Origin of the sequence: Paenibacillus sp. cl130, from assembly GCF_900116035.1 — a bacterium.
Taxonomy (GTDB): Bacteria; Bacillota; Bacilli; order Paenibacillales; family Paenibacillaceae; genus Paenibacillus; species Paenibacillus polymyxa_B.
Genome location: NZ_FOYG01000003.1, coordinates 685,962 through 710,867, shown reverse-complemented (window position 1 = coordinate 710,867; position 24,906 = coordinate 685,962). Strand labels below are relative to the sequence as shown.

The following is a 24,906-nucleotide window of genomic DNA, read 5'->3' as shown; positions in this document are numbered from 1 at the left end:
TTCAGGCTGTCGAGAAAGTCTCGACAGCTATTTTTATGTTGATTTTGTTTAAGACGACAGCGCGTTAATGTTGTATAATATAGGTAACTATTGTAGAACGGACGGTGTTGGTATGCTGCGATCTTATCGAGACAAACAACAATCCTTTGAATTGGTTTCCCTGGAAGAACTGGTGCCGCAAGATCATTTGCTTCGCAAAGTGGATACATATATAGACTTCTCCTTTATTCATGAGAAGGTAAGCCCGCTGTATTGTGCGGACAATGGGCGTCCTGCCATTGATCCTACCGTATTGTTTAAAATGATCTTTCTCGGTTATTTCTATGGCATTCGCTCAGAACGGCAACTCGAGCGAGAAATCCAGACGAACTTGGCTTATCGTTGGTTCCTGGGGCTGGGCTTAACCGATAAAGTACCGGACCATACGACGATTAGCTGGAATCGCCGCACTCGCTTTAAAGACACCACGATCTTTCAAGATATCTTCGATGAAATTGTGTTGCAGGCGATCTCTCACCGAATGGTGGGCGGGCGTGTTCTCATGACCGATTCCACCCACCTCAAGGCCAATGCTAACAAACATCAGTACACCAAAGAGGAAGTATTGCAGAATACCAAAGAGTATATGGACGAGCTTAACGAAGCGGTGAAGGAGGACCGGAGAAACCACGGAAAAAAGCATTAAAATCTCGAGAGGAAGTGAACGAAGAAAAAGAAATAAAAGTAAGCAAAACCGACCCGGACAGCGGCTATATGATCCGTGATGGCAAGCCCGAAGGCTTCTTCTATCTGGACCACCGAACGGTGGATATGAAGTACAATCTCATTACCGATGTGCATGTGACACCGGGAAATGTACATGATTCCATCCCCTATTTGTCCCGTTTGGACCGCCAAAGAGAACGTTTTGGTTTTCAAGTAGAAGCCGTGGCGCTAGACTCCGGTTATTTAACGACGCCGATTTGTCGAGGTTTACAAAACCGAAAGATTTTTGCCGTGATTGCTCACCGAAGATTCCATCCCAGACAAGGACTGTTTCCAAAATGGAAGTTTGAATACGATGCCAAACGCAATGTGTATAGATGCCCGGCCCAACAGGAACTGCCCTACCGAACGACGGACCGTAAGGGATACAGGCAGTATGCCTCTGACCCAGCTCAGTGCCAGCATTGCCCGCTACTGGGCCAGTGTACCCAGTCTCAAAACCACCGCAAAGTGGTGACTCGACATGTCTGGGAAGACAGCAAAGAGTGGGTGCGAAGCAACCGGCTGAGCCCATCCGGGAAACAGCTATACCGCAAACGAAAAGAGACGATTGAGCGAAGCTTCGCGGATGCCAAAGAGCTCCATGGGTTTCGCTATTGCCGTTTGCGCGGACTTCCGAACGTCAGGGAACAAGCCCTCATGACGGCAGCCGTGCAGAACATGAAGAAGATGGCGATCCACCTGGATCGCCTAGAAAAACAGGGGTAACACCCCGTTTTTCCAGATACCAGACCATTATGGTGTAAGGAAAAAGAAACCCACGTCTCAAAAAGACGGGGTTTCTCGACAATCTGAAGGACCGATAGGTCCTTTTTTGTTTGAACAGAGCGGGTGAATCTTCTAAGACTATGATTTTGAAATCTGGGATGAGCGTTATAAGCCCCCGCATTTTACACAGCGTTGTAAATGCTTCAAATCTTATTCTGAAATCATTGTCCATCTAACCCATTAAAATTATAGATATCTTGTTATGCTGTGTTCTTCTTCACTAAAGTCTGTGGTTTTGATCCTCTGTGTCTTATGTTGCTAAATGCGATGCCACATAAAATTATGATAACACCGATCCATTGAGACCAGCCTACAAATTCTCCTAATACAAGAGAAGACATAATAACGGCCATGGGTAATTCAGATGCAGTCATAATTGTACCCATTCCTGAACCAATATGTGGCATACCTATGGAGTACAAAAGCGGAGGCAGCACAACTCCGAACACCCCGAGGACTAATCCAAAAGGACTCAATCCTGCCAGCACATCGAGGTTAAATAAGAAGGTTGGCGGAAATACCACAAAAACAGTAATAACAGCTCCGGTTGAAAGAAGGGCGCTTTTCAGTGTGGGCGAAGTTTCTTTCGCAACAGCACCACTGAGGAAAACAAATAAAGCGAATGTTGAAGCAGCCAATAGCCCCCAAATCGTTCCTTGCCACGAGAGTGAGAGATCACCTTGAGAAAAAATGTTTGCCGCCAAAACCGAGCCGATGAGCAGTATTCCAATCGAGATAAGTTTACCCCTGGTTGGTTTTTTCTTCTGGAGAACCCATTCGTATAGTGTCCCAATCCAAACAAACTGAAATAAAAGGACGATAGCTAGGGAAGCATTTATGGTCTGTAGCGATTGATAATAAAACATACCTGTCAGTCCAAATGGAATTCCGGATAGAAGGAGTTTTGTAACCTGCTTGTACGTAAGGTTTTTCTTTTTTACAAAAATTACAAACATCCAACTCAAAACTGCACCAAAGAAATACTGCGCACCAGTTACCTCTGGTGTTGAAAAACCAGCGCTATATGCCAGTTTAACAAATGTGGAAAGTATGCCGTAACAACAACCTCCCAAGAAAACAATAACTGCATAATGCCACAACTTCATGAACAATCCTCCTTTTTTGAATACAAAAAAGCCACACAAATGCGTAAAGGCATTCGTGTGGCGAAAATAGAGATGACTCTCTAGAAAAATCCACATCCATCGGGTTTTAGTATTTCGTTCATTTCGATATCAGTATAAAAGCAAAGGTTTGTTCTTGTCAATAATCTGATTCGGAGAGAATCAGGATGAAATCTAAAGTAGGTCAAAGCGACAGTAACAGTTAAATACAAAGTAATGTGATTAAATAGCAATCAAGCCCAAATTATTTTTTGAATATTTGGGCCAAAATTACTTCATATATGAAATGTAAGAATGTTCATGTGGATTTCTCTCTACAAGTTAAATTCCTGAGGAAAAAACCTTGCATTTTCAAAAAAGAGTGTTTTATTATTGTCCGCAAAGGGAGCTTGTACATCAACTGGATTGTGACTGTTCAATCAGGCAATACCATTTCTGGCCAGAAAAGACGTACCTTCAGCTAACTTTCACAAAATTTGAGGCCTGTGACAAATCGGAAATCGCTAACACAGCCTTACAGGATTGTAACCGTCGCAGGGCAAAACCTGGATCGCTAAACTTCCAGCATGGTGATGTTGCCTAAGATCTATGCACGGGGCAGCTATTCAGTTATTTTGATGCAAAGTCACAGCCAGAGAGGAAGAGTATTCATGAACTATGACCAGTTGGCCAAGGAGATTTTGTCTCGAGTTGGCGGTATTGAAAGCGTTACCAGCATTGTTCATTGTGTAACACGATTGCGCTTTCAATTGAAGGACGAAGGATTGTCCAAAACGGAATGGCTGCGACAGGAATGATTAAAGGATTCAATGAACTGTTTTTGCTTTCGGTTGGATTACTGAAACATCTGGGACGTATCAATTGTCTTGATCTACTTCATTGGTTTTAAAGATCCAACAGAAACAATGTCAACAAATATGGGCGACAAACAAGAACCCATTCCCAACATAAGTCAATTGAATGACCAACCATTTGAAATTGTTAGTCCGATGACCGGTACTGTTGTTAGACTCCAAGATATTAAAGACGAGACTTTTGCAGGAGAGCATATGGGGAAAGGGATAGCCATCCGCCCCACGAATGGACGTGTCGTTTCCCCAGTGAACGGCATTGTACAAACGATTTACCGTACTAAACATGCCATTGGTCTCATTAGTGATGACGGGGTAGAAATACTCATTCATATCGGACAAGATACGGTTCAGTTAAAAGGTCAGCATTTCAATGCATTTGTTAAGGATGGTGATCGTGTTCAGGTCAGTGATGTCATTGTAGGGACCAAAAATGACATGGTTAATGAAAAAGAACAATTAATCAAAGTATATGTATAGAAAAATAGGGAGGTACGTGGAAATGTTTAATGAAATCACTAAATTCCCGGATAATTTTCTGTGGGGTGGAGCTACAGCTGCGAATCAAATTGAGGGAGCTTACCTGGCTGATGGTAAGGGACTGACGACCATTGATTTGATGCCGACGGGGCCCAAACGTAATCAGGTTTCGACTGGCAACTTAAATTCATTTGTACCCGAGGAAGGCGAGTTTTATCCTTCACATGAAGCTATCGATTTTTATCATCGTTATAAAGAGGATATCGCGCTTTTTGCTGAAATGGGTTTCAAATCATTTCGAATGTCGATCTCCTGGGCCCGTATCTTTCCCAATGGTGACGATATAACTCCAAATGAAGCAGGATTGCAATTTTACGATGACGTGTTTGATGAACTTCTGAAGTACAATATTGAGCCTGTCGTTACGATTTGTCACTTTGATTTACCCGTGAACTTGGCGAAAACGTATGGCGGCTGGAAAAACCGAATCATGATTAAACTATTTGAAAAATACTCTAAAACACTGTTTGAACGCTATAAAAATAAAGTGAAATACTGGATGACATTCAATGAAATTAATATGTTATTGCATCTTCCTTATACAGGAGCGGGCATTATTTTTGAAGAAGGCGAGGACAAACAACAAGTTCTGTATCAAGCAGCGCATCATGAACTGGTTGCAAGTGCACTAGCAGTCAAGGCTTGTCATGAAATTATTCCTAACGCCATGATGGGATGTATGTTGGCGGCTGGAAATGTGTATCCATACAGTAGCAATCCGGAAGATTACTGGGAAGTAATGAAAATGGAGCGTGATTCATACTTCTTGATTGATGTGCAGTCCAAAGGGGAGTATCCCGGTTATGCCAAACGCTTTTTCATCGAGAATGGAATTCAGCTACAGCTTGAGTCTGAAGATTTGGAGATTTTGAAGACATATACTGTGGATTACATCGGTTTCAGCTATTATTCGAGCCGTTGTACCAGTGCTAATCCTGAAATTCTGAAAAATTTTACGGATAGGAATGTGTTTGGTTCCGTAATCAATCCTTACTTGGAAACTTCCGAGTGGGGATGGACGATTGATCCAAAAGGCATGCGTATTACCTGCAACCAGTTGCATGAAAGGTACAACAAACCATTGTTTATCGTTGAGAACGGACTTGGTGCGCAAGATACTCTTATGGACAACGATACCATTGAAGACGATTACCGCATCTCGTATTTGGATCTTCACTTTGCAGAGATTGCTGAAGCAATAAAAGATGGGGTTGATATTATAGGGTACACAAGTTGGGGGCCGATTGATCTTGTGAGTAACGGTACCGGCGAAATGAAGAAGCGGTATGGTTACATCTATGTGGACAAAAACAATGACGGTTCTGGCACGCTTAGAAGAATTAGAAAGAAAAGTTTTCATTGGTACAAAGACGTCATTGCGAGTAATGGAACAAAGTACTTTCAGAAATAATCACTTTATCTGTAATGGACCGCATAATCTTAAATTTTTGAAACTGCTGCAAATTGAAAGGGCATCAGACACTGATGTTCTTTTCTTTAGTTAGGGTGAAAAATATTGTTTATTGAATTTGTTTGTTTATATCACCAAGTTTAGTGGCTTTGGTGTAATACAACCGTTGGGCGAGGATTTGATAGATATTGTGGACTACGGCGCAGTTGGAGAAGATTACACCGGAGTTAATTAAGATTAACGGATCTTATTTCTTTCGTGAGCAGTTTGAATTTAGAGTGGACGCGAAAAAGGAGACTTAATCAAATGTGTATTTTTCATGTCAGACAAAGCTCCCCTTACTTTGACAGTCATTAAGCTGTATGTTTATTAATGAGTATTAAAAGAAGGAGAGGACAAAAAAATGAGAATGAAATTAGGAAGGAAAGCTACTTTATGTTTTTCCACAATCGCTCTCTTGTTTTCAGTTATTGCTCCGTTGTCAGCTTCTGCAGATGCAGCAACTGTAACGCTTGACACTTACAAAAATTTCACAAATCAAGAAATAGTTTTATCACAATCAGTAATATTTAAAGATGACACGGCATATACAGATGTATCAGTTACAGGGAAAAGAGTGAAATTCTCAATTAATGGTTTGGAAAATCCTTTTAATGCTAATTATTATAATCGTTTGGTCTGGACAAGTGATGAAAATACACCGAGTATAGAAAATACGTTATCAGTAAAAATTGCACCAAAAACAGGGAGTCTTTACGGTTCCAGTAGCTATGAGAACCTTTCTCTGATAAAACAAAAGATCAACTCTGATTCAAAAGTATATGGATGGATTCAATTAGAATCAAAAGAGTGGGCTAAAGCAGGATCAGCTATAATTAAATATTAAAAAATCCTTAACGTTTGAGGTAAGTGAATGCTCAAATAAAACAGAAATCTCTGCTAACCACAATTGGTCGGCAGAGATTTTTCGTTGACCAGTTTGAATTAGAGTAGATGTGAAAGGCTCAACCGGGTAACTGGTATAAGTTTTTTTATACCCATTAAAAAATAAATATGCAAATATTTAGATTATATTTATAGATCAGCAAGTTTATGTTTAGGCAGGTTATTAAGAATGATTTATCTTGGTAATAGTTCAATATATTGCTAGGAGGAGATCGAGTGATAAGTAAAATTAAAGCATTATGGAGCATTTTAATTGTAGTGATAGTGTTCTTGAATATGTCAGCTTTAGAGGTAAAAGCAGAAGCTGTAAGCGATGAATGGTCGATTAAAACGACTATAGAAAATCCTAAGGCGGTAAGTGCTGTTTCTGAATTGAATGGCAAGATATATATTTTCGGTGGTTCTTCAGGATCAAACCCATATAAGGATGTTCAAATTTATGAGCCGAAAAATAATATATGGGCCTCAGGAAGTAGCATGCCTACGGCTCGTTCTACAGCAACTTCCGTTGTTTATGGAAATGATATTTATGTTATTGGTGGCTATACAGGTAATGCCTTTAGCTGGACAGGAGGCTCCTCAGTAAATAATGTTGAAGTTTACAATACCCAGACAGATACATGGAGTGTTAGGAAAGCTATGCCGCAGGCTGGCTTTAGGTTCGTTGACAAGTGTTTTGTATAAGGGAAAGATTTATGTGTTTGGTGGGATGACAACAAATACGCGTTCAGTTGCTACTGTCCAAGTATATGATCCGGCTTCCGACAGCTGGTCAACGAAGAAACCTATGCCGAATACACTTCATGGTTCCTCTGCAGTTGTACATAAGGACAAAATCTATCTTGTAGCAGGTAGACATATTGATAATAATTCAAATGTCTCACTAAACACATTTCTTGAATGTGATCCCGATAACGATAACTGGTCAACTAAACCCAATCTTTTGACAGCACGTGGAGGGGCCCAAGCTGTCATTTATTCCAATAAAATATTTGCTATTGCTGGAAAAACTGAAGCAGGTGGACGTAGTTATGAACTTAATACAGTAGAATCCTTTGATTTTGAACAGAATAACTGGTCTCCTGAGGCTAGCTTAAAGCAAGCCAGAAGTGGGGCAGGGGCTATAACATTAGGTGGACAAATTTACGTTATTGGAGGAAGTCAGAGTACATTGGCAAATTCTCCGGTTAATACTATAGAAATATTCGGGAAGAATGACGGTTCCACACCTGAGCCGGCACCAACTCCCGAACCAACTGATCCATCTCTACCAACTGGGGACCGTGCAATTCTGGTGGTTACTATGACAACTGGTTTGGAAAAGGAGTTTGACCTAAGCATGAAAGAGGTTAATGACTTTATCTCATGGTATGAGGGCAAGCAGGCTGGTTCTGGATCGGCTTCATACGCTATTAATAAACACGATAATAATAAAGGTCCATTCAGCAGCCGAAAGGATTACATGCTATATGATCGTATCCTAACATTTGAAGTAAGTGAATATTCTAAATAAATTTAAAAGCTCTGCTAACCTTAATTGGTCGGTAGAGCTTTTAACTGTTCACGCCTCTTATAATGTATCAAGGTATTCTTTCTGGGATTTGATATAATCTTCCACACCATCATGATAGGTAAATCTACCGCCATTTTTATCAATAATCCAGTTGATCTTCTCGTCATTTAACAAGACTCCATACATGCAGTGATGAAGCAGTTCAATTTGTTTTTCATCCCTAATTCGGATCAAGTGTTTTTCTTGTTCGTCAATGAGGTACCATTTCGTTTCTGTTTCATCTACATCTAGATCTACATCCGCATCCACATACAGTATTGATACCGACAAGGGGAATGGCCAGTCAAACCAATGTTCTCGCTTGTCTTCTCTATAACCTTCAAATGCCATGGTTATTTCCTCCTATTTGGATAATTTCCTGATTAGTTAAATGTAACTAACGTGCTGCGATTGTACGCTTTATTGAACACTGTTTTTTGGGAACTCGCAGCTATCCTCAGCCTTTGGCATCTTGGCACCATTGGGGTGAATGACCTGCCGTTTGAGGTTGGCACGAACTGCGATACGTCTGTTTAGGCCGGGTTAATGGGGGGGAGGTCCGAACTTTATTGTAAATCCCTCATTTGCTCAATTTGTAAAGGCAATGCTGGTTCAAGGGAGAATTTTCGGCAGTAGCCCCTTTTGACATTGGACGAGTAGGCTTTTAGGAATACACACATTAAATTTACTGCTGTTCTTGTCTTATCCTATTGGCTCAGGAATATCGCCCCCATATTCTTTCCATGGCTTTACGTGCGCCATCGTAAACTTCTGCAAAAGTTTAGTGTAACTTTGGCAACCGTCTATTCCGCTATTGTTGCATAATAGTTGTGTCCGCTTTCGTCGTTCATTGTTCTGATCTGTATAGTATACGGAAACGCTGGGTAACAAAGAAGTTGAACGCTTTGTTACCTGATATCGAACGCTACTCCAATACTCTACAATAATTCTGCTGAGCGAAGACGGGTGCCCAACATGATGGAACTGGAGATAAAGACAGGTAGCAGTGTAGTGGACATAAAGGCGCGCGGTTGCTGGCTTTGGGAAGAAGGGGACAACAAGAGCGATATGCGCTCTATATTGTAATCATAGAGGGCTGGGATGGTGACCAAAAGATCATTACATTTTCCTCGTCTGGAAATAGGCATTATACGGTATTAAACCTCCAATGATCGGGAGTTTATTTTTTGTACTCAGAATATAATTTGTGCATAACACATCAGGAGGCTACATACATGTCAAAAAGACTCGAAGGTAATGGATTATGGGAAAGCAGCCGCATCATCATACCGGAACATAAGGAAGCGTATCTAAAGCTCATGAAAGGCCGTCAAGGGCGCGGCAAGCCAGAGTTGGATGATCAGGAAGTGCAGCTAATCGAGCAAGCGCTAATAGATTCCTACAACTCACGTACGGCTGTCACGCGGTGAGGATGATTTTAGCTGGATTAAGTTGGAGGATATTATTTCTGCAAGTACATAAAAGGCCCTAGGTAACCGGGTCTTTTTTACGTCCTTTACCAAGTTAAAATATGTTTACTATTTAATATTTTTCGTATATATTAATATTTGGAAATTATTTTTCATAAATTTTTCCTGCGAAAATAGATTGAATTAATAGAGGAGATTATCTCAATGAGCATTTCATTAAGAATAGAACGTAAATCCGGTGGTGAACCAATCGAGTTTATAAAAGGTGAGATCACTGGCTTTACTTATAAGAATAATAGTTCCATAAACCTTTCAGCTAAGTCTACAAACTTGGCTCATTCGCTACATATTCGAAGCAAAATTCCGCTTCATTCGCTTCCTTCAGTTATATACAATGCGGATAATTCCAACATGCTGTACACATGGGCAAACGCAGAATATAAACCTGATAGTGAGGACTACTATCGAAAATGTAACATCCAAGTCGTGAGAAATGAAAACGCGATCCGTGATATTACGTTTACACACGCTTATGTAGATAAGTATCAAGAACAGATTGATACCAGCAAAGAGATTCTTGAGTTTGAACTTATTTTAAAACAAAAAGAAGATCAATTGGGAAAAATTCAGTACACTCCTCAGTTAGAACCTAAGGAAACAAGAGAACAGGATCAGCCTGATGTCTCGCAAAAAATACTAGAAGGCGCATATAGTAAGAATATGTTAGTGTATGCAGGAAATAATACTTTTCCGTTTGAAAATCCTATGGTAGAACTAGAAAAGACTTGGGTACGAGGCGTAGAGAAGGTAAAAGATTCGACAGACACTGTAATACATTTTCCTGATCGTAAAGCATTTACATTAGTAGCTGTTCCTATAGCTCGAAAGAAGTACGGGGACATCACAGCCAATTTACTTCAACATTCCCTTGATTACAAACCAGGACATTTACACTTTAATGAGTGGTCGTATGAGGCGCAGCAAATTAAAAAATCCAAAGAACATAATATGTATGTAATTGATAAAGCAGTACAAAAAGCTAACGACAAAAAAGTTAAAAGTTTTTCAAGTGAGGGGTCTATTGCAATTGAAAGTGACAGAGATTTGTATAACGCTTTTCACAAAATGAAGTACAAAATAGATGGAACATATGTAAAAGGACAATGGGAAATTACTACAATATATTATGATAAATATAATTTTGAATATAATTTTAAACAAATGTTTACTGGGGACAACAAGCTCGGTTGGGCTGCGGCCAACCTAACAAATTTAATGGAATCATGGGGAACACTCAATGAGTATACATCTTATGTTACAGTAACTGATACAAAAAAGGCTTGGAAGTGAGGTGTGAAGTGCAGATGAAGCGCAGATACATCTACATTTTGATCTCTCTACTAGTTATAGCTACTACTTTAATTTTTCTAGCAAATTCTGGAGACGACACGATCAGGAAGTACCCATATGGCAAAGATACGTTAGAGTTTTTTGGAGATGGGACTTTTCAGATTTACAGAGGAGGAGGAGCCGGTGAGCCTCCAATACTATACACTCATCAAATTGAAGCTCCAAATTCAGTGATTGATAACGTTCTGTCTTATAAAATAGAAAAAAATATCGTATACGTGGTTGGTGAAAAAGGCTTCATTAAATTGGATTCAAGTACCAACACGTACGAGCAAAAGAAACGGATTTCCGACTTTACTTCCAAAGATAGAGAAATATTCAATAAATTAATAGAAAAATAGAAGTTATCATAGCAAATGTGTTAGAAAGGGAGCTTTAATTTGTTCACTAAGGTTAAGTTAATATGCGCTTTAGTTGAGTAATTGTTATGTAAGTATTCTAAATTTATAAAAAATGGTTAACCACCAGTGGTGATTTTATGATTATTAAAATTGAAGGTTACTTTTTTCAAAATTTGATTACTGGTCACCAATGCACACAAGAAGAACTATATCAAAAGTATATACAAGCAAAAATGATAACTCTTAATATTAGAGATTTACCTGATATATTTTGTCGACTTCATAATTTTAATCGATTGCGTTTTGAAGATGACACAGAGGTTGGTTATGTGATTGATACAGATACAGACAGGATATACAGACCGATATATTGATGTTTAAAGCGATTTATCCGAAAGAGATCTTCCTATCTCCTTAAATTACAAGTAATGAAGGACTCACATAACTGGCTGACAGAACAAAAAATAGATACATAATAAGGAGAGGTCTTATAGCGGTGGGAAAATATACTTGTCCTTGCTGTGGTTACAAAACCTTAAACGATGAACCGCCTGGAACCTATGATATTTGTGAAATTTGTTTTTGGGAAGATGATGGTATTCAGTTTGCAGATCCTGATTATGATGGTGGGGCAAACATAGTATCTTTAAGACAGGGCCAGCAAAATTATAAAGTATTTGGCGCTTGCGAAGAAAAATGCATAGAGTTTGTGAGAAAAGCCTCAGATAAAGATATACGCGATACGAACTGGGAACCCTATAACTAACTGAAACGTTAGTTCTACTTGCCATCTAATGTTAAGAGGAATTTTCTTGAAGTTTTTGAAGGAGCAAATATAGATATGTGGGGTGGCACTGGAACGTGCCGAAGGGTTTAATCGATTAGCCAGGCAAAGAGTGGTACAAGGCTTCTTCGGGGATTCCACCACAAATACGGCCTTTTTTATCGTTGGGGATAAGATCAAAGTAACAAGCCAAGGTACTTGGAACTGGACAGTACGTTTAATATCGTAAGGCGAGCAGCCTGACCTTACATAAATTCTTTTGAAATATCACCAAACCGTTGCATAATCCGAAAGAATGGGTGATACCCTACTGGCATGCGCTGACGGGATGTTTATTGTTTTGGAATATAGTAGAATTCATTAATTGAGTCTTGAGGAGTGAAAAATATATACTCGAAGCCATAACTCAATGCAATTAAATTGAATTAAGGCAGATATAAAGAAGGACTCTATCAGCTAAATGCTGTAGGAGTCCTTCTTGTTGTTCTTTAGTTGTGGCAATAGTAAAAGTTCTTCATCAGTGGCACCTTGCTGGATACGCTGGTAAAGTGTTTTTATTTTCCTAGAAGTCCATCCCATAAACAAGACCTCGCATAGCCTGTGGAGTAAACAAAGGAGGCGTTACGTGTGAGAGGAATAGAAAGAGGCTACGAAGAGACGGCCGGGAAGATTTGGACATCGATAGCTGCTGTCTTGGCACTCTTCATTTTGTTGGTAATCATCTTGAAATTAATTCTTTTATAAAGATTATTAGGCTCTACCGGTTTATCTGGGTGTGAGCCTTTGTTTTGTTTACCTGCATGCCCTATCACTGAACGTATTTATACATATATTAAGGTGAACGACAAATAAAGGAGGTTTAAGACATGGGTGCATATGAAGGTGCAGGTGGCGGCGGTGTATGGACTTCTACAGCGGCAATTTTAGTGCTCTTTATTCTCTTAGTTATCATCACTAAATCACTTTGGGTTTAATTCGTGAAAAGAACTGTTGGATAATACCACTTCACTCATGGATGGCAAATAGTTGAACTCAATGAGCGCATAAGCTATTTGGCAATAGCTACAGTATTCGCTTCTCTTTTGGCGAATACTTGGTGGATTTCCTGCCATAATAGATTTGCGCTTATTGTATTTTGTAAGAAGGGGAATGTTTCATTGAATGGGTACAATCCTTCCTAATACCTAAATTTAATCTCAGATAGGGCCTTATTAGTTTGCAACAATAACTGGTATGAGTCTTTTATTTGCGATAATACGCACGATACTTTGACACATCTTTCAGTATAGTATTTAGAAGATTTATTATACTTTGGAGGTATCCTATGATAAGAGAATTGGCTTGAGGGTTAATTGCTTTCACTGGCGGCTATTGGGGATGAGATTATTGTGAAAATACAAGAGAGTAATGTAACTGTTGATCATAAGTACAAAGTGGTAAAGTAGAATACCGAACTGTTCGCAGCTACGCTAAGTCAGGTAGATGGAAATAATAATCCAATATTCGAAAATGTACATGATCAACTTAAAAGTATTGAGACTAAAAGAGACATGCTAAATCGAAAAAATTAGGTGTTGTGATTTGATGCTTGAATTCTTTTTAAAGCTATGATTTTCTTAGTAGATTCAATATATTTTTCCAGTGGCCATTTCTTAGCTTTTGTTTATATAGCAAAATCATATAACATTTTTCCCATTAGTCAGTTTATTATTAAAATTGATTCTTGAGATGGGGTTATAATTACGGCGATACAATTTTAGTAGGATTATTCATCCAAAACAAAAAGACTCTATCCAAATATCGACAGAGTCTTTTGTATGAATATTTGTTTTTAGGATGGAAAAAGTGTTTCGGAATCTGCGGAGCCGCCGTCACCAAGCCAACGGTCAGGACCTGCAAATGAGAAAGTTTTCCCGTTTCCAGATATTTTGACATTAGCAATTTTCCAACCTGGTTTATACCCAGATCCATCAGTTCTAATAGTAATTTTTCTGATGTCACCTAGGTTACTAGTGCTGATTCTTGTTGTATCGGAATCTCCTTGTTCAAAGCTACCATTGAGTGTAGCGGTAGCATAATCTCCATTAGAACCATACAGAGTTATAGAGATGTTCGAGTCTGTTCCAGCATCTTTGAGATTGGCCGTATTTACAGTAACGACATATTCAACATTAGCAAAAGGCGTAACAGACTCTATACTTCTATTTGAGTCTTGTAATGAACTATAAGTGTCACTTGTGACCTGATCTGCAAAAGAAGGTGCAGCAAAAGCTACAGATGAGATAAGCATTGCTACTGATGCTAGTAAAGATACTTTTTTCATTAAATTGTTACCACCTTTCTAGTATTTGTATTTAATGTTATACATGTGTAATGTATTTGTACATAGTTCATTGGTTGTGAAGAGAAATTTTTTTCTTGTCTTTGTTTGTTGTATTTTATCTTTATGTGTCGGATATTAGCTTTCTAATAATCATGTAAGGAGATGATTATTTAGAGAAGGATTTTTAGCGCTTATCCAGAATGAATTGTCGAGGTGACCAACATGAATCATACATATGAAGAGTTGATCGAATATCGAATTGTTTTCAGCTGCATTAAGTCAGATAAGAGCATCTGTAGTCCATCCGTTGAGTAGGATATGATGGAGCTTGTGGAATACGGTGGTGGGCAAGTGGGGCCTTATAAAATTTAAAAATAAAAAATTGAGCAAACAATGCAGCAGCGTACAAACCCTGGACGGATTTACAGCCAGAATACTTAAGTGAAAAAAGCTGAAACAAGTTTGAGGGCTATAGGTGTGGTCAGTTGTACACAAAGTATTTGAGTCAAGAATGCTGCTGCTTTGACTGGGTACTATTTCGCTTCTGTTTTAACCAGTGGAAGCATAGTTGAATATGTCGATGGTATTTAAAAGGAAGGCAACTGAATTTAGCAGTTCTATGGAATTTAGGAGTTGGTGTATCGTTTAACACAAAAAAAGCAGGAAGAATTCTTCCCGCTTTTGCTTGAAAACGATTATTAGCGTCTGCGTTGTCTATCATTTACGCTAAACAGATTAACAGCCAGTGCGTTACCTCTTGCACGCGCAATGGCTCTTTGAGTGGAACGGATGTTTGGTCTTCTTCTTCTCAAATCACGTCTGCAATGTCTTCTGCTCATATTATCACCTCCCTTCAAAGAAATGAAGGTACGGTTAAATCTTAGTGGCGTTTATGCTTACGCTTGGCAATTTTGATATTCAAGGCATTGGTTGCTAGTGCATTTCCGCTTCCTGTTTTAGCAGCTGCGGCTTGAAAGACTTTAACGACCAGATATCTGTTTTTCCCGATGCGATGCTTATACGTTTTAACTCTATTTCTGATCATCTGCATATCTCCTTTGCTTAGTTCTGCTATATACATATGTCAATTGTGATAGTAATGTATCAGCATAAATCTATTAAAAGCAAAAAGAAGCTAGTACCTATATTCCTAATGGTTAATAAAAAAACTCATGCGAACCTGTCTTCGCCTTTTCAACTTTACGTTGCAGGAGAATGTTATAGGCAGGTCGGCATGAGTCTAATAGTGTAGATAAAGATAATAGGCAGTTAGTATGAAAATTATTTACTATTAAGAGTGTTAAGTTTTTTCTCGTAGTACGCCTCTTGGGCAAGAATATGATTCAGTTGTTCAGAGAGCTGTTTATATTCTTGGCTGTCTTCTGGATAATTATTTCTTTCGAAAATTACAGCTTCGAGTTGCTTTTCTAAATACCTGAAATGGATAAGTATTTGTATATACTTAATACGGTCGTAGGTTGTTATGTGGGAGTTCTCTTTTGCATACAAATGATCCATTGTTGGAACTACACAGCTTATGGCGATAAATATCACAACAAACGCTGAAATTATAATTTTTTTCATTTAATTCCTCCTACAGAGCTATAAGTAATTAATATACCATATTTATCTAAAACAAAGAAAGATCTATTAGTTTTGCCCATGACAGTATAGCTGCTCAAGGTCAGTGGGGAATTATTTGAGATGAGGAGGCTGATTTTTAGTAGAAAAAATAGGGATAGGTTGCTGAAATGAAAAAAAAAGTTGTGAGATACATAATAAACATAATAGCAATACAAAACCGGCTTGCCCTAGGCAGCCGGTTTTGTATTAGTGGATAGAATAACGGGGAAGAAAGAACGAGAAATCAGTGGAAGTCCCGGAAGAGTCCTACAACCTTGCCCAAAATGCTGACGTGTGTCAGGCGAAGCGGTTCAAAGGCTGGATTTTCAGGTTGAAGCCGGATATGATCCTTTTCTTTGTAGAAGGTTTTAACTGTAGCTTCGTCTTCATCTGTCATAGCTACAACAATATCACCATTATCAGCGGTCTGCTGCTGACGTACGATTACATAGTCTCCGTTAGCAATACCAGCTTCAATCATGCTTTCGCCTACAACAGATAACATGAATATTTTATCCTCACCAACAAAGTGTTGGGGAAGAGGAAAGTAATCTTCAATATTTTCTGTCGCCGTAATAGGAAGGCCAGCAGTTACTTTGCCGACGACGGGGACACGACTAATGGAGTAATTAATCAAGTTGCTGTTATCCGATTCGTCTTGACCGAGTAACTCAATAGCCCGTGGTTTTGTAGGATCGCGGCGAATGAGTCCTTTTTTCTCTAAACGATCCAAATGACCATGAACCGTAGAACTGGAGGCTAATCCGACAGCCTCGCCTATTTCGCGTACAGAAGGGGGGTATCCCTTTAGACGCACTTCATTGCGGATAAATTCAAGAATGGCCTGCTGGCGGCTCGAAATCTTAGACATACCGTATCAACCCCATTTAGTAACGTTTGGGAAAATTATAGCATAGAACCTCCGTTCGTACAAACATAAGTTCTAAATAATCCCTAAAAATAATTACGAACTTTTGTTCTCTTTTCTATTGAACAAAACAAATGTTCGTGTTATATTGTGAAAACATAAGAACAAACGTTTGGAGGACACAGCCAATGATGAAATATAGCACTTATCAAAGTATTTTTCCGATGAATTTAGAAAATTTACAGGAGACTCGAAAAGAGGGTAGGGCACGTTTTATGCAGATTATTACCAATACTCTTTTACTTAAGCTTCTTATTATAGTGATTGTTGCTTGGATTGCAGGGGCAGGTGTACTTACAGTTTTCGCGGCACCTTCAGCTTCCAAGGAAGAAGTGACTAAACTGACCGTACAACCTGGGGATACGTTGTGGGAGATTGCCGCAAATCATAAACCGGAACGAATGGATACACGGGTATATATAGAAGGAATTGTGCGGATTAACGGTTTGGAGGATCGGGGAGTGCAGGCAGGTCAGGTACTCAAGCTTCCTAACTTCTGATCTATAGACTATTAGAGCTTGTCAGGGAGCGTAATACGGGAGCCTTGACAAGCTCTTTTCTACATGTCAAAGTGTATTATATCTTTGCTTTTATGGAGGGGACACAATTTGGATATAGACAGCTTGGTACAGCGCATTAATGAATTAGCGCGCAAAGCAAAATCCGAGGGTTTGACGGAAGAGGAAGCCACAGAGCGCGCCAATCTTCGGGAAATTTATTTAGGTAACATTCGCCGTAATTTTCGGCAGCAGCTTGAGACGATTGAATTTGTGGACGATGATACATCGAAAGGAAATGACGGGCTGAAGCATTAATGTTGTTAAAATGCCGAAGCCTGCAATTTGCCTTTTGTTTTAGGTACCTTTTATGGTATCTATATAGATCAGCTTTGAGGCAATTGTTTTAATGTAATATATCTGGGAAGGAATTGAGAGATGGCCCGATCATTTGAAAGAAAAGTACGCAAAAACACAGCGCATTTAAATAAATCGCGCAAAAAGCAAGGCATTCAAACCATTAGCGGCGCAGGTTCTACAATGGATATTTTCCGTGGCCGTAACATTACTGTGCCAATTATGCTGGCTGGTCTTTCTGTATTGTACATGCTTATGAGTTACTTTTTGACTAAGACCGGTATGCGAGGGATGGATTGGCTTGTATTCGGCCTGTACTTGATGCTGGCTGTTATCTTTTTCATCCGTCGTCCTTATTTGAAAGTGGGAAAGGATACTCTCTATATGCTGAAAGGTGGTAGAGAACGTCCAATGACGGCAGGGGACATGAAAGCCATCAAGATTGAAAAGGGTTACGTAACCGTTGAAAGAAAAGGTAAGGGTGGTAATTTTATTTTCACAAAATCATTAGGTCGCTATGACACGGATGCCATTGCAGAGCGACTTGAGAAGTTTGCGCTATCCAATCAGATACAGGTAGACAAGAAATAACTGATTTAGCCTGTAGCTCTGTAACAAAGGCCGTATGATGTTATTTCATATAACATGCTGCGGCCGCTTGCTTAATATGGGCACACATAACGATTCAAATGCTTAATCAAGCAAATAGGCGTACATATACTGTGGAAAGAGAGTGGATAATTCAGATGACGATTCAGGCGGTAATGTTTGATCTTGATGATACCCTTTTGTGGGATGAACGTAGTGTAGAAGAGGCATTTGATGCAGCGTGTCAAACAGGCTCCCGTGAAGCAGGCGTTGATCCAAAAACTCTGGAGGAAGCCGTACGTAAGGAAGCACGCGCTTTGTATGAATCCTATGAAACCTTTAGTTTTACTCAAATGATCGGCATTAATCCGTTTGAAGGATTGTGGGCGAATTTTACAGCAGGTGAGCAACCTGAATTCCGCCAATTGGAACAGTTGGCCCCTGTTTATCGAAAGGAATCATGGCGCAGAGGACTCCAGCAACTAGGGATAGATAATGAGAAGTTGGCGGAAAAGCTGGCTACCCAATTTGCTTCGGAAAGACGCGCGCGTCCACATGTATATGAAGAAACGTTCGAGATTCTAGAACAATTGAAGGGACATTACAAGCTGTTATTGCTGACAAATGGCTCCCCTGATCTACAACAGGAGAAACTGGATGGAGTTCCTCAATTAGCTCCTTTCTTTGATCATGTTGTCATTTCAGGTTCATTTGGTCGAGGCAAGCCTGATCCGTCTATATTCCAGCATGCTTTGGGGCTTCTTGGTATTGAGCCTGAACATGCTTTAATGGTAGGAGATAAACTGACGACTGATATTCAAGGAGCGTTGGCAGCAGGTGTACACTCGGTCTGGGTGAACCGAAACGCTAAAACCAATACCACAGAGATCAAGCCGAAGTTCCAAATCAAGCATCTGTCTGAATTGGACGGAATTATTCAATCGTTAAAGTAAGAAATCAATAGTCTTTAGAAACGAGTATTAAGAAAACTCCCTTCGCTATTGTTACAGAGCAGAGGGAGTTTTTTTATTCACACAAGGATAAATTCGTAATTATGCTTTAATGAAGGTTGGATCTTCATACGGTTCGGCAATCCAGCCATTTTCTTCGATGAACAAGCGGATTGCGACGATCTTTTGATTCTCCATTAAAGTGAAGAAGTGAGGTATATTTTCAGGTACGGAGATAACGTCCCCCGGTGAAAGCTCTACGTTAAAATAGCCGATCTCTTCAGGGCCTTTAATGATGAAGATGCCTTTACCAGCGACAATGGCACGGATTTCATCCTCGGTGTGGGTGTGAATTTGCTCAAACTTGGCCAGCAGCTCGTTCAAATTCGGCGTTGCTTCAGATAAAGTGATAACGTCCCATATTTTATATCCGCGACGTGCGGCTAAATCCTTGATTTCGGGTTCAAATGTTTTGAGAACAGCGGCCTTTTGATCATCTGTTAAGGTAAAGTTCTCTTGCAGCTCACCAGACAATTTGGAAGCATCCCAATGTTCATACAATATCTCGTGACTCTCCAGAAATTCACGTACTTGTTCTTCACCGCTAATTCGTTCATTGGTATTACGTATTAAGATTTCGGCCATATATATATTCCCTCTTTTCCACTTGGATTAATGTTGTATAAAGAATACCATGTCTTGAAACGTTGTACAATACAGGATTTCAACATTTTATAATGCAAATGACCATAGCTAAAGGATGCAGGGTTAAGTACGCTCTATAATGCTACAAACTATAAAAATGGATAAGAGAAGTCATTTTTACAAAGAACAACCTGTATAAAACGTATGTTTTTACTTCAATCTATCTAAATGATACGGTTTCTGCTAAACTAGGATTTAACGTTTTGCGGGGGTGAAGAAATTTGGATAAAGTTAGCTTGCAGGATGCATTACAACGAAGAATACTCCTTCTTGATGGGGCCATGGGCACCATGATTCAACAGGAAGACCTTTCCCCCGATGATTTTGGTGGGGAAGAGCTGGAGGGCTGTAATGAAATGCTGGTCTTAACGAGACCGGATGTCATTCAAGGGATTCATGAAGCATACTTGAAGGCCGGAGCAGATCTAATTGAAACGAATACATTTGGAGCAACATCCGTCGTTTTGGCGGATTACGATATACCAGAACGTGCCCGTGAAATTAATCTGGTGGCGGCCAAACTGGCGCGTAACGCGGTGGATAAATACAGCACTGCGGACAAGCCTCGTTTTGTAGTAGGAGCTATGGGCCCAACCACGAAAACCTTGTCTGTCACAGGTGGGGTTACATTTGCTGAACTGATTGAAAGCTATCAAGAGCAGGCCTTGGCGCTTATTGAAGGCGGGGTCGATGTACTGCTATTGGAGACCTCACAGGATACGCTTAACGTCAAAGCTGGAAGCATCGGAATTCGGCAAGCTTTTGAGCAGACAGGTATCGAGCTTCCGCTAATGATTTCAGGCACGATTGAGCCTATGGGAACGACATTGGCCGGACAAAATATCGAATCCTTTTGCATATCACTGGAACACTTGCACCCAATTTCGATTGGATTGAATTGTGCTACAGGTCCAGAGTTTATGCGTGATCATATTCGCTCTCTGTCTGAAATGTCCTCTGCAGCTATTAGCTGTTATCCAAATGCGGGCTTGCCCGATGAAAATGGCCAATACCATGAATCGCCTGATTCATTAGCACGTAAAATGGCTGCTTTCGCTGAAAAAGGCTGGTTGAATATTGCTGGGGGTTGTTGTGGTACCACGCCTGAGCATATTCGAGTTATGAGTGAAAGTATGGCGCAGTTTGAACCGCGTCCGCTGGTAGGTCATCATCCTCCTGCCGTATCGGGCATTGAGCCTGTATATATTGAACAGGACAATCGTCCGTATATGGTTGGTGAGCGAACGAATGTTCTGGGCTCCCGCAAATTCAAGCGTTTGATCGTGGAAGGCAAATATGAAGAGGCATCTGAAATTGCCCGTGCTCAGGTAAAAAGCGGAGCGCATGTCATTGATATTTGTGTGCAGGACCCAGATCGCGATGAAATGACGGATATGGAAGCATTTTTGAAACTGGTTGTAAACAAGGTAAAGGTACCTTTAGTGATTGATACCACGGATATTAAAGTCATTGATACAGCACTTCAATATTCGCAAGGCAAGGCAATAATTAACTCCATTAATTTGGAGGATGGTGAAGAGAAATTTGAGAAAATGGCTCCTCTTATTCATAAGTACGGCGCCGCTGTTGTTGTTGGAACAATTGATGAACGCGGACAGGCTATTTCACGTGAGGATAAGCTTGAGGTAGCTAAACGTTCTTATGATCTGTTGGTGAACCGTTACGGTTTGGCAGCGGAGGATCTAATTTTTGATACGCTCGTATTCCCAGTAGGAACAGGTGATGAGCAATATATCGGTTCAGCTAAGGAAACCATTGAGGGCATTCGCATTATTAAAGAAGCGCTTCCCGGGGTGCATACCATCCTGGGCATCAGTAACGTATCTTTTGGTTTGCCGGAAGCGGGTCGTGAAGTGCTCAATTCCGTCTATTTATATGAATGCACCAAAGCAGGTCTGGACTATGCGATTGTAAACACTGAGAAGCTTGAACGTTATGCATCCATTCCAGAGCATGAGCGGAAACTTGCGGAAGACTTGATCTATAAAACAAATGACGATACTTTATCCGCTTTTGTAGCAGCTTTCCGTAACAAGAAAGTGGAGAAAAAAGAAAAGATATCAAACCTTTCGCTCGAAGAACGACTGGCTTCCTATGTAGTCGAGGGAAGTAAGGAGGGACTCATTCCGGATCTGGAGCAAGCGCTCGTGAAATATTCTTCGCTGGAGATTATTAACGGCCCGCTGATGAAGGGGATGGAGGAAGTAGGACGACTGTTTAACAATAACGAACTGATTGTTGCGGAGGTGCTGCAAAGCGCTGAAGTGATGAAGGCGTCCGTAGCCTATTTAGAGCCGTTCATGGAGAAGAATGAATCCTCAGTAAAAGGTAAGATTTTGTTGGCTACAGTCAAAGGTGATGTGCATGACATTGGTAAGAATCTGGTGGAGATTATTCTATCCAACAATGGTTACCATATCGTGAATCTGGGTATAAAAGTACCACCAGAACGCATTATTGAGGCTTACCGTGAAGAAAAGGCCGATATGATTGGCTTATCCGGACTGCTTGTTAAATCGGCACAACAAATGGTGCTGACCGCACAGGATTTGAAAAATGCGAATATTGATATTCCAATAATGGTTGGTGGAGCTGCTTTAACACGTAAGTTCACTAAAAATCGTATCCGTCCTGAGTATGATGGTCTGGTTGCCTATGCAAAGGATGCTATGGATGGGCTGGATATTGCCAACAAGCTTATGAATCCTGAGTCCCGCAAAAAAATGGCTGAGGACATGGAGGCTGAGCGGGAGGCTGAAGCGGCAATAGTAGTGGAAGCCAAGCCGCTCCCTAAGCTCACTCGAGCTGTGCGCTCTAACATTGCTCAGGATCTGCCCGTCTATATTCCACCAGATACGGATCGTCATGTACTGCGTAATTATCCACTGAATTATATTTTGCCTTACGTGAATATGCAAATGCTAATGGGGCATCATCTTGGTTTAAAAGGCAATGTTGAGCAGCTGCTGGCTTCGGAAGATCCGAAAGCGATTCAGTTGAAGGAAACCGTGGACAGCATCATGTTTGAAGCTGTGACGGACGGAATCATCCAGGCACATGCTATGTATCGTTTCTTTCCAGCGCAGTCCCAAGGAAATCAAATTCTGATCTATGATCCGTCGGATGTGAGCAAGGTACTGCACACATTTACATTCCCGCGCCAGCAGGTAGAGCCTTATCTATGTCTGGCTGATTTCTTGAAATCAGTGGAATCCGGGGTTATGGACTATGTAGGTTTCATGGTCGTTACAGCTGGTCATGGGATTCAGCAGATATCTACCCGGTGGAAAGATAAAGGGGATTATCTGCGCTCGCATGCACTTCAAGCGGTAGCACTCGAAGTAGCAGAAGGGTTAGCGGAACGGCTTCACCATATTATCAGGGATAGCTGGGGGTTCCCAGACCCTGCCGATATGACAATGAAACAGCGACACGGTGCCAGATATCAAGGCATACGGGTATCCTTTGGCTATCCGGCATGTCCAGATCTGGAGGATCAGGGGCCGTTGTTCCAGTTGTTAAAACCTGAGGATATTGGCGTTGAGCTGACGGAAGGGTTTATGATGGAACCGGAGGCTTCTGTATCAGCCATGGTGTTCAGCCACCCTCAGGCGCAGTATTTTAACGTCGAAAAGGTTTAACACCTTTATCAGATAGGATAGCAAATACCCTCCGAGCTTCGGAGGTTTTTTGCTGGTCAGCAGGAAGAAGGTTAATGTTATGGAATTTTATTTTCTCGGTACAAATGCAGGGGTGCCTACGATTCAGCGAAATGTAACGTCCATCGCTCTTCGTTTGCTGGAAGAACGAAGAAGCATGTGGCTGTTCGACTGTGGCGAAGGCACTCAACAAGAGGTATTGCGTTCGCCGCTCAAACTAAGCAGACTTGAAAAAATATTTATCACCCATTTGCATGGGGATCATCTTTTCGGTCTGCCGGGACTGCTGTCGAGCAGGGCGTATCAGGGGGGAACGACACCACTGACGGTATATGGACCGCCTGGAATCCAGCAATATATCGAGCTATCTTTAGGGATCAGCCAATCGCGTATCAATTACCAACTACATATTGTGGAGCATACGGGCGGGGTTCTGTTTGATGACGGTCAATTCCGGGTGGAGTCAGCTTTACTGGATCATCGGATCGACAGCTATGGCTACCGAGTTGTAGAGATGGATAAGCCCGGTAAGCTTAACCAAGAGCTGTTGGAGCGATATGGTATTAAGCCCGGCCCGGTGTACGGTAAGTTAAAGCGTGGGGAAAGCGTGGAGGTAGAAGGTGGAGTTATTTTGCATCCTCAGGATGTACTGGGTTCGCCGAAAAAAGGGCGTATCATCACGATTTTAGGGGATACGAGACCTTGTCCGAATACGGTAGTGCTGGCTCAAGATGCAACTGTCGTCGTTCATGAAGCCACTTTTCTGCATGAACTGTCAGATACAGCATACGAGTATCATCATAGTACGGCGCTTCAAGCAGCGGAAGCTGCAAAAGCCGCAGGTGCGGGTCAGCTAATCATGACGCATTTTAGTTCTAGGTATAAAGATCAGGAGCAGCTTCAGCCATTGCTGGAGGAAGCGCGAAGCATATTTCCCAATTCATTGCTTGCGGAGCAGCATGTGTTGTTATCGGTACCTGATATCGGTTAATAAACGATTGGAGAAGATATGTGCATGGGTGCCGGGGCAAGCCCCGGTGCCTTTGTTTTTCACCCAAATTATTTTCCGGGAAAGCGCAGGATGCGACAAGAGATGAGAACCCGTACACGGTGGTAGGGGATGAATTTGTTCTACCACATATAGAGGCGTGTCATATTCGAGTTTCTATATATCGAATTTAAAGGATTCTATTTCTTGAGTATGACCAGGAAATACAGGAGATTTCCTTTGAGGAAATAGCTCCTTCGATGGATTTCGACGAAGAAGTGAACTTATGTCATGTGAAAGCGACGGCTTTTAGCGAGGAATGGCGCCATTTTGGAGGGTTTACCAG

The 24,906-nt window shown here is 40.8% G+C and carries 25 protein-coding genes and 2 pseudogenes; 19 read left to right on the top strand and 8 right to left on the bottom strand.

Annotated features, from left to right (window positions below; all coding sequences use genetic code 11):
• Positions 1 to 112 precede the first annotated feature (112 nt).
• A protein-coding gene (locus BM358_RS12305; protein ID WP_091002014.1) for an IS1182 family transposase occupies positions 113 to 1,473 on the top strand; the annotation gives its coding sequence in 2 pieces (ribosomal slippage) (positions 113 to 680 and positions 680 to 1,473; 1,362 coding nt in all).
• Positions 1,474 to 1,733: 260 nt separating this feature from the next.
• Here the strand turns inward: BM358_RS12305 and BM358_RS12300 are convergent.
• Positions 1,734 to 2,639, bottom strand: coding sequence for an EamA family transporter (locus BM358_RS12300; protein ID WP_028541740.1), 906 nt, complete (start codon positions 2,637 to 2,639; stop codon positions 1,734 to 1,736).
• A 668-nt stretch (positions 2,640 to 3,307) separates the two neighbouring features.
• Here BM358_RS12300 and BM358_RS26255 point away from each other — a divergent pair.
• The 7 genes and pseudogenes from BM358_RS26255 to BM358_RS12270 all read left to right on the top strand — a co-directional run.
• Positions 3,308 to 3,445: pseudogene (locus tag BM358_RS26255) on the top strand (PTS transporter subunit EIIB); the annotation flags it as partial.
• 117 nt (positions 3,446 to 3,562) lie between these two features.
• A complete protein-coding gene (locus BM358_RS12290; RefSeq protein ID WP_081819223.1) occupies positions 3,563 to 3,988 on the top strand; it encodes a PTS sugar transporter subunit IIA in 426 nt (141 codons plus the stop codon).
• Between the two features lie 22 nt (positions 3,989 to 4,010).
• Positions 4,011 to 5,459: a 6-phospho-beta-glucosidase gene (locus BM358_RS12285; RefSeq protein ID WP_080751635.1), complete on the top strand. Its 1,449-nt coding sequence runs from the start codon at positions 4,011 to 4,013 to the stop codon at positions 5,457 to 5,459.
• A gap of 112 nt (positions 5,460 to 5,571) precedes the next feature.
• Positions 5,572 to 5,694, top strand: a complete 123-nt coding sequence (locus BM358_RS26880; RefSeq protein WP_256026491.1) for a hypothetical protein — start codon at positions 5,572 to 5,574, stop codon at positions 5,692 to 5,694.
• Positions 5,695 to 5,862: 168 nt separating this feature from the next.
• Positions 5,863 to 6,345 (top strand): hypothetical protein, encoded by a 483-nt coding sequence (locus BM358_RS12280; RefSeq protein WP_028541738.1) that lies wholly within the window; start codon positions 5,863 to 5,865, stop codon positions 6,343 to 6,345.
• Positions 6,346 to 6,620: 275 nt separating this feature from the next.
• On the top strand, positions 6,621 to 7,088 hold the full coding sequence (locus BM358_RS12275) for a Kelch repeat-containing protein (protein ID WP_028541737.1): 468 nt from the start codon (positions 6,621 to 6,623) through the stop codon (positions 7,086 to 7,088).
• On the top strand, positions 6,994 to 7,917 hold the full coding sequence (locus tag BM358_RS12270) for a Kelch repeat-containing protein (protein WP_081819220.1): 924 nt from the start codon (positions 6,994 to 6,996) through the stop codon (positions 7,915 to 7,917). The genes BM358_RS12275 and BM358_RS12270 overlap by 95 nt, the downstream gene beginning before the upstream one ends.
• A gap of 57 nt (positions 7,918 to 7,974) precedes the next feature.
• On the opposite strand, the gene BM358_RS12265 is transcribed toward BM358_RS12270, so the two are convergent.
• Positions 7,975 to 8,307 carry a hypothetical protein gene (locus BM358_RS12265; protein WP_023989013.1) on the bottom strand — a complete coding sequence of 111 codons (333 nt, stop codon included), beginning with the start codon at positions 8,305 to 8,307 and terminating at the stop codon, positions 7,975 to 7,977.
• 884 nt (positions 8,308 to 9,191) lie between these two features.
• Here BM358_RS12265 and BM358_RS12260 point away from each other — a divergent pair.
• The 5 genes and pseudogenes from BM358_RS12260 (at position 9,192) to BM358_RS12235 (ending at position 12,895) form a co-directional block, all read left to right on the top strand.
• A pseudogene (locus tag BM358_RS12260) lies at positions 9,192 to 9,438 on the top strand (YolD-like family protein).
• 152 nt (positions 9,439 to 9,590) lie between these two features.
• Positions 9,591 to 10,736 (top strand): hypothetical protein, encoded by a 1,146-nt coding sequence (locus BM358_RS12255; protein WP_028541736.1) that lies wholly within the window; start codon positions 9,591 to 9,593, stop codon positions 10,734 to 10,736.
• Between the two features lie 14 nt (positions 10,737 to 10,750).
• Positions 10,751 to 11,137 (top strand): hypothetical protein, encoded by a 387-nt coding sequence (locus BM358_RS26470; protein WP_028541735.1) that lies wholly within the window; start codon positions 10,751 to 10,753, stop codon positions 11,135 to 11,137.
• A gap of 496 nt (positions 11,138 to 11,633) precedes the next feature.
• Positions 11,634 to 11,903, top strand: coding sequence for a CPCC family cysteine-rich protein (locus tag BM358_RS12240; protein WP_023989009.1), 270 nt, complete (start codon positions 11,634 to 11,636; stop codon positions 11,901 to 11,903).
• 884 nt (positions 11,904 to 12,787) lie between these two features.
• Positions 12,788 to 12,895 carry a hypothetical protein gene (locus BM358_RS12235; RefSeq protein ID WP_023989007.1) on the top strand — a complete coding sequence of 36 codons (108 nt, stop codon included), beginning with the start codon at positions 12,788 to 12,790 and terminating at the stop codon, positions 12,893 to 12,895.
• An 857-nt stretch (positions 12,896 to 13,752) separates the two neighbouring features.
• On the opposite strand, the gene BM358_RS12230 is transcribed toward BM358_RS12235, so the two are convergent.
• The 5 genes from BM358_RS12230 to lexA all read right to left on the bottom strand — a co-directional run bounded on the left by BM358_RS12230 (position 13,753) and on the right by lexA (position 16,738).
• The gene (locus BM358_RS12230) at positions 13,753 to 14,244 is read right to left on the bottom strand and encodes a PLAT/LH2 domain-containing protein (protein WP_013310548.1); all 492 of its coding nucleotides are present in this window, start codon (positions 14,242 to 14,244) and stop codon (positions 13,753 to 13,755) included.
• Positions 14,245 to 14,942: 698 nt separating this feature from the next.
• Positions 14,943 to 15,083, bottom strand: a complete 141-nt coding sequence (locus tag BM358_RS26465; RefSeq protein WP_177235819.1) for a hypothetical protein — start codon at positions 15,081 to 15,083, stop codon at positions 14,943 to 14,945.
• 41 nt (positions 15,084 to 15,124) lie between these two features.
• Positions 15,125 to 15,289: a hypothetical protein gene (locus tag BM358_RS26460; protein ID WP_177235818.1), complete on the bottom strand. Its 165-nt coding sequence runs from the start codon at positions 15,287 to 15,289 to the stop codon at positions 15,125 to 15,127.
• 236 nt (positions 15,290 to 15,525) lie between these two features.
• Positions 15,526 to 15,828 carry a hypothetical protein gene (locus BM358_RS12225; protein WP_028541732.1) on the bottom strand — a complete coding sequence of 101 codons (303 nt, stop codon included), beginning with the start codon at positions 15,826 to 15,828 and terminating at the stop codon, positions 15,526 to 15,528.
• Positions 15,829 to 16,111: 283 nt separating this feature from the next.
• Complete coding sequence (gene lexA, locus BM358_RS12220) at positions 16,112 to 16,738, bottom strand: transcriptional repressor LexA (RefSeq protein WP_013310545.1); 627 nt, start codon at positions 16,736 to 16,738, stop codon at positions 16,112 to 16,114.
• Positions 16,739 to 16,926: 188 nt separating this feature from the next.
• On the opposite strand from lexA, the gene BM358_RS12215 reads away from it, so the two are divergent.
• The 4 genes from BM358_RS12215 to BM358_RS12200 all read left to right on the top strand — a co-directional run bounded on the left by BM358_RS12215 (position 16,927) and on the right by BM358_RS12200 (position 19,190).
• Positions 16,927 to 17,295 carry a LysM peptidoglycan-binding domain-containing protein gene (locus BM358_RS12215; protein WP_034095187.1) on the top strand — a complete coding sequence of 123 codons (369 nt, stop codon included), beginning with the start codon at positions 16,927 to 16,929 and terminating at the stop codon, positions 17,293 to 17,295.
• Between the two features lie 108 nt (positions 17,296 to 17,403).
• Positions 17,404 to 17,610 carry a DUF896 domain-containing protein gene (locus BM358_RS12210; protein ID WP_013310543.1) on the top strand — a complete coding sequence of 69 codons (207 nt, stop codon included), beginning with the start codon at positions 17,404 to 17,406 and terminating at the stop codon, positions 17,608 to 17,610.
• 120 nt (positions 17,611 to 17,730) lie between these two features.
• Positions 17,731 to 18,240, top strand: a complete 510-nt coding sequence (locus BM358_RS12205; RefSeq protein ID WP_023989003.1) for a hypothetical protein — start codon at positions 17,731 to 17,733, stop codon at positions 18,238 to 18,240.
• A gap of 155 nt (positions 18,241 to 18,395) precedes the next feature.
• Positions 18,396 to 19,190, top strand: coding sequence for an HAD family hydrolase (locus BM358_RS12200; protein ID WP_197032081.1), 795 nt, complete (start codon positions 18,396 to 18,398; stop codon positions 19,188 to 19,190).
• Positions 19,191 to 19,289: 99 nt separating this feature from the next.
• Here the strand turns inward: BM358_RS12200 and BM358_RS12195 are convergent, their stop codons facing one another.
• Complete coding sequence (locus tag BM358_RS12195) at positions 19,290 to 19,832, bottom strand: 1,2-dihydroxy-3-keto-5-methylthiopentene dioxygenase (RefSeq protein ID WP_023989001.1); 543 nt, start codon at positions 19,830 to 19,832, stop codon at positions 19,290 to 19,292.
• Between the two features lie 281 nt (positions 19,833 to 20,113).
• Between BM358_RS12195 and metH the strand changes: the two genes are divergently transcribed.
• Together metH and rnz are read left to right on the top strand one after the other, a co-directional pair.
• Positions 20,114 to 23,554: a methionine synthase gene (gene metH, locus BM358_RS12190; RefSeq protein ID WP_028541730.1), complete on the top strand. Its 3,441-nt coding sequence runs from the start codon at positions 20,114 to 20,116 to the stop codon at positions 23,552 to 23,554.
• A 79-nt stretch (positions 23,555 to 23,633) separates the two neighbouring features.
• Positions 23,634 to 24,563 carry a ribonuclease Z gene (gene rnz / locus BM358_RS12185; protein WP_028541729.1) on the top strand — a complete coding sequence of 310 codons (930 nt, stop codon included), beginning with the start codon at positions 23,634 to 23,636 and terminating at the stop codon, positions 24,561 to 24,563.
• Positions 24,564 to 24,906: the final 343 nt, after the last annotated feature.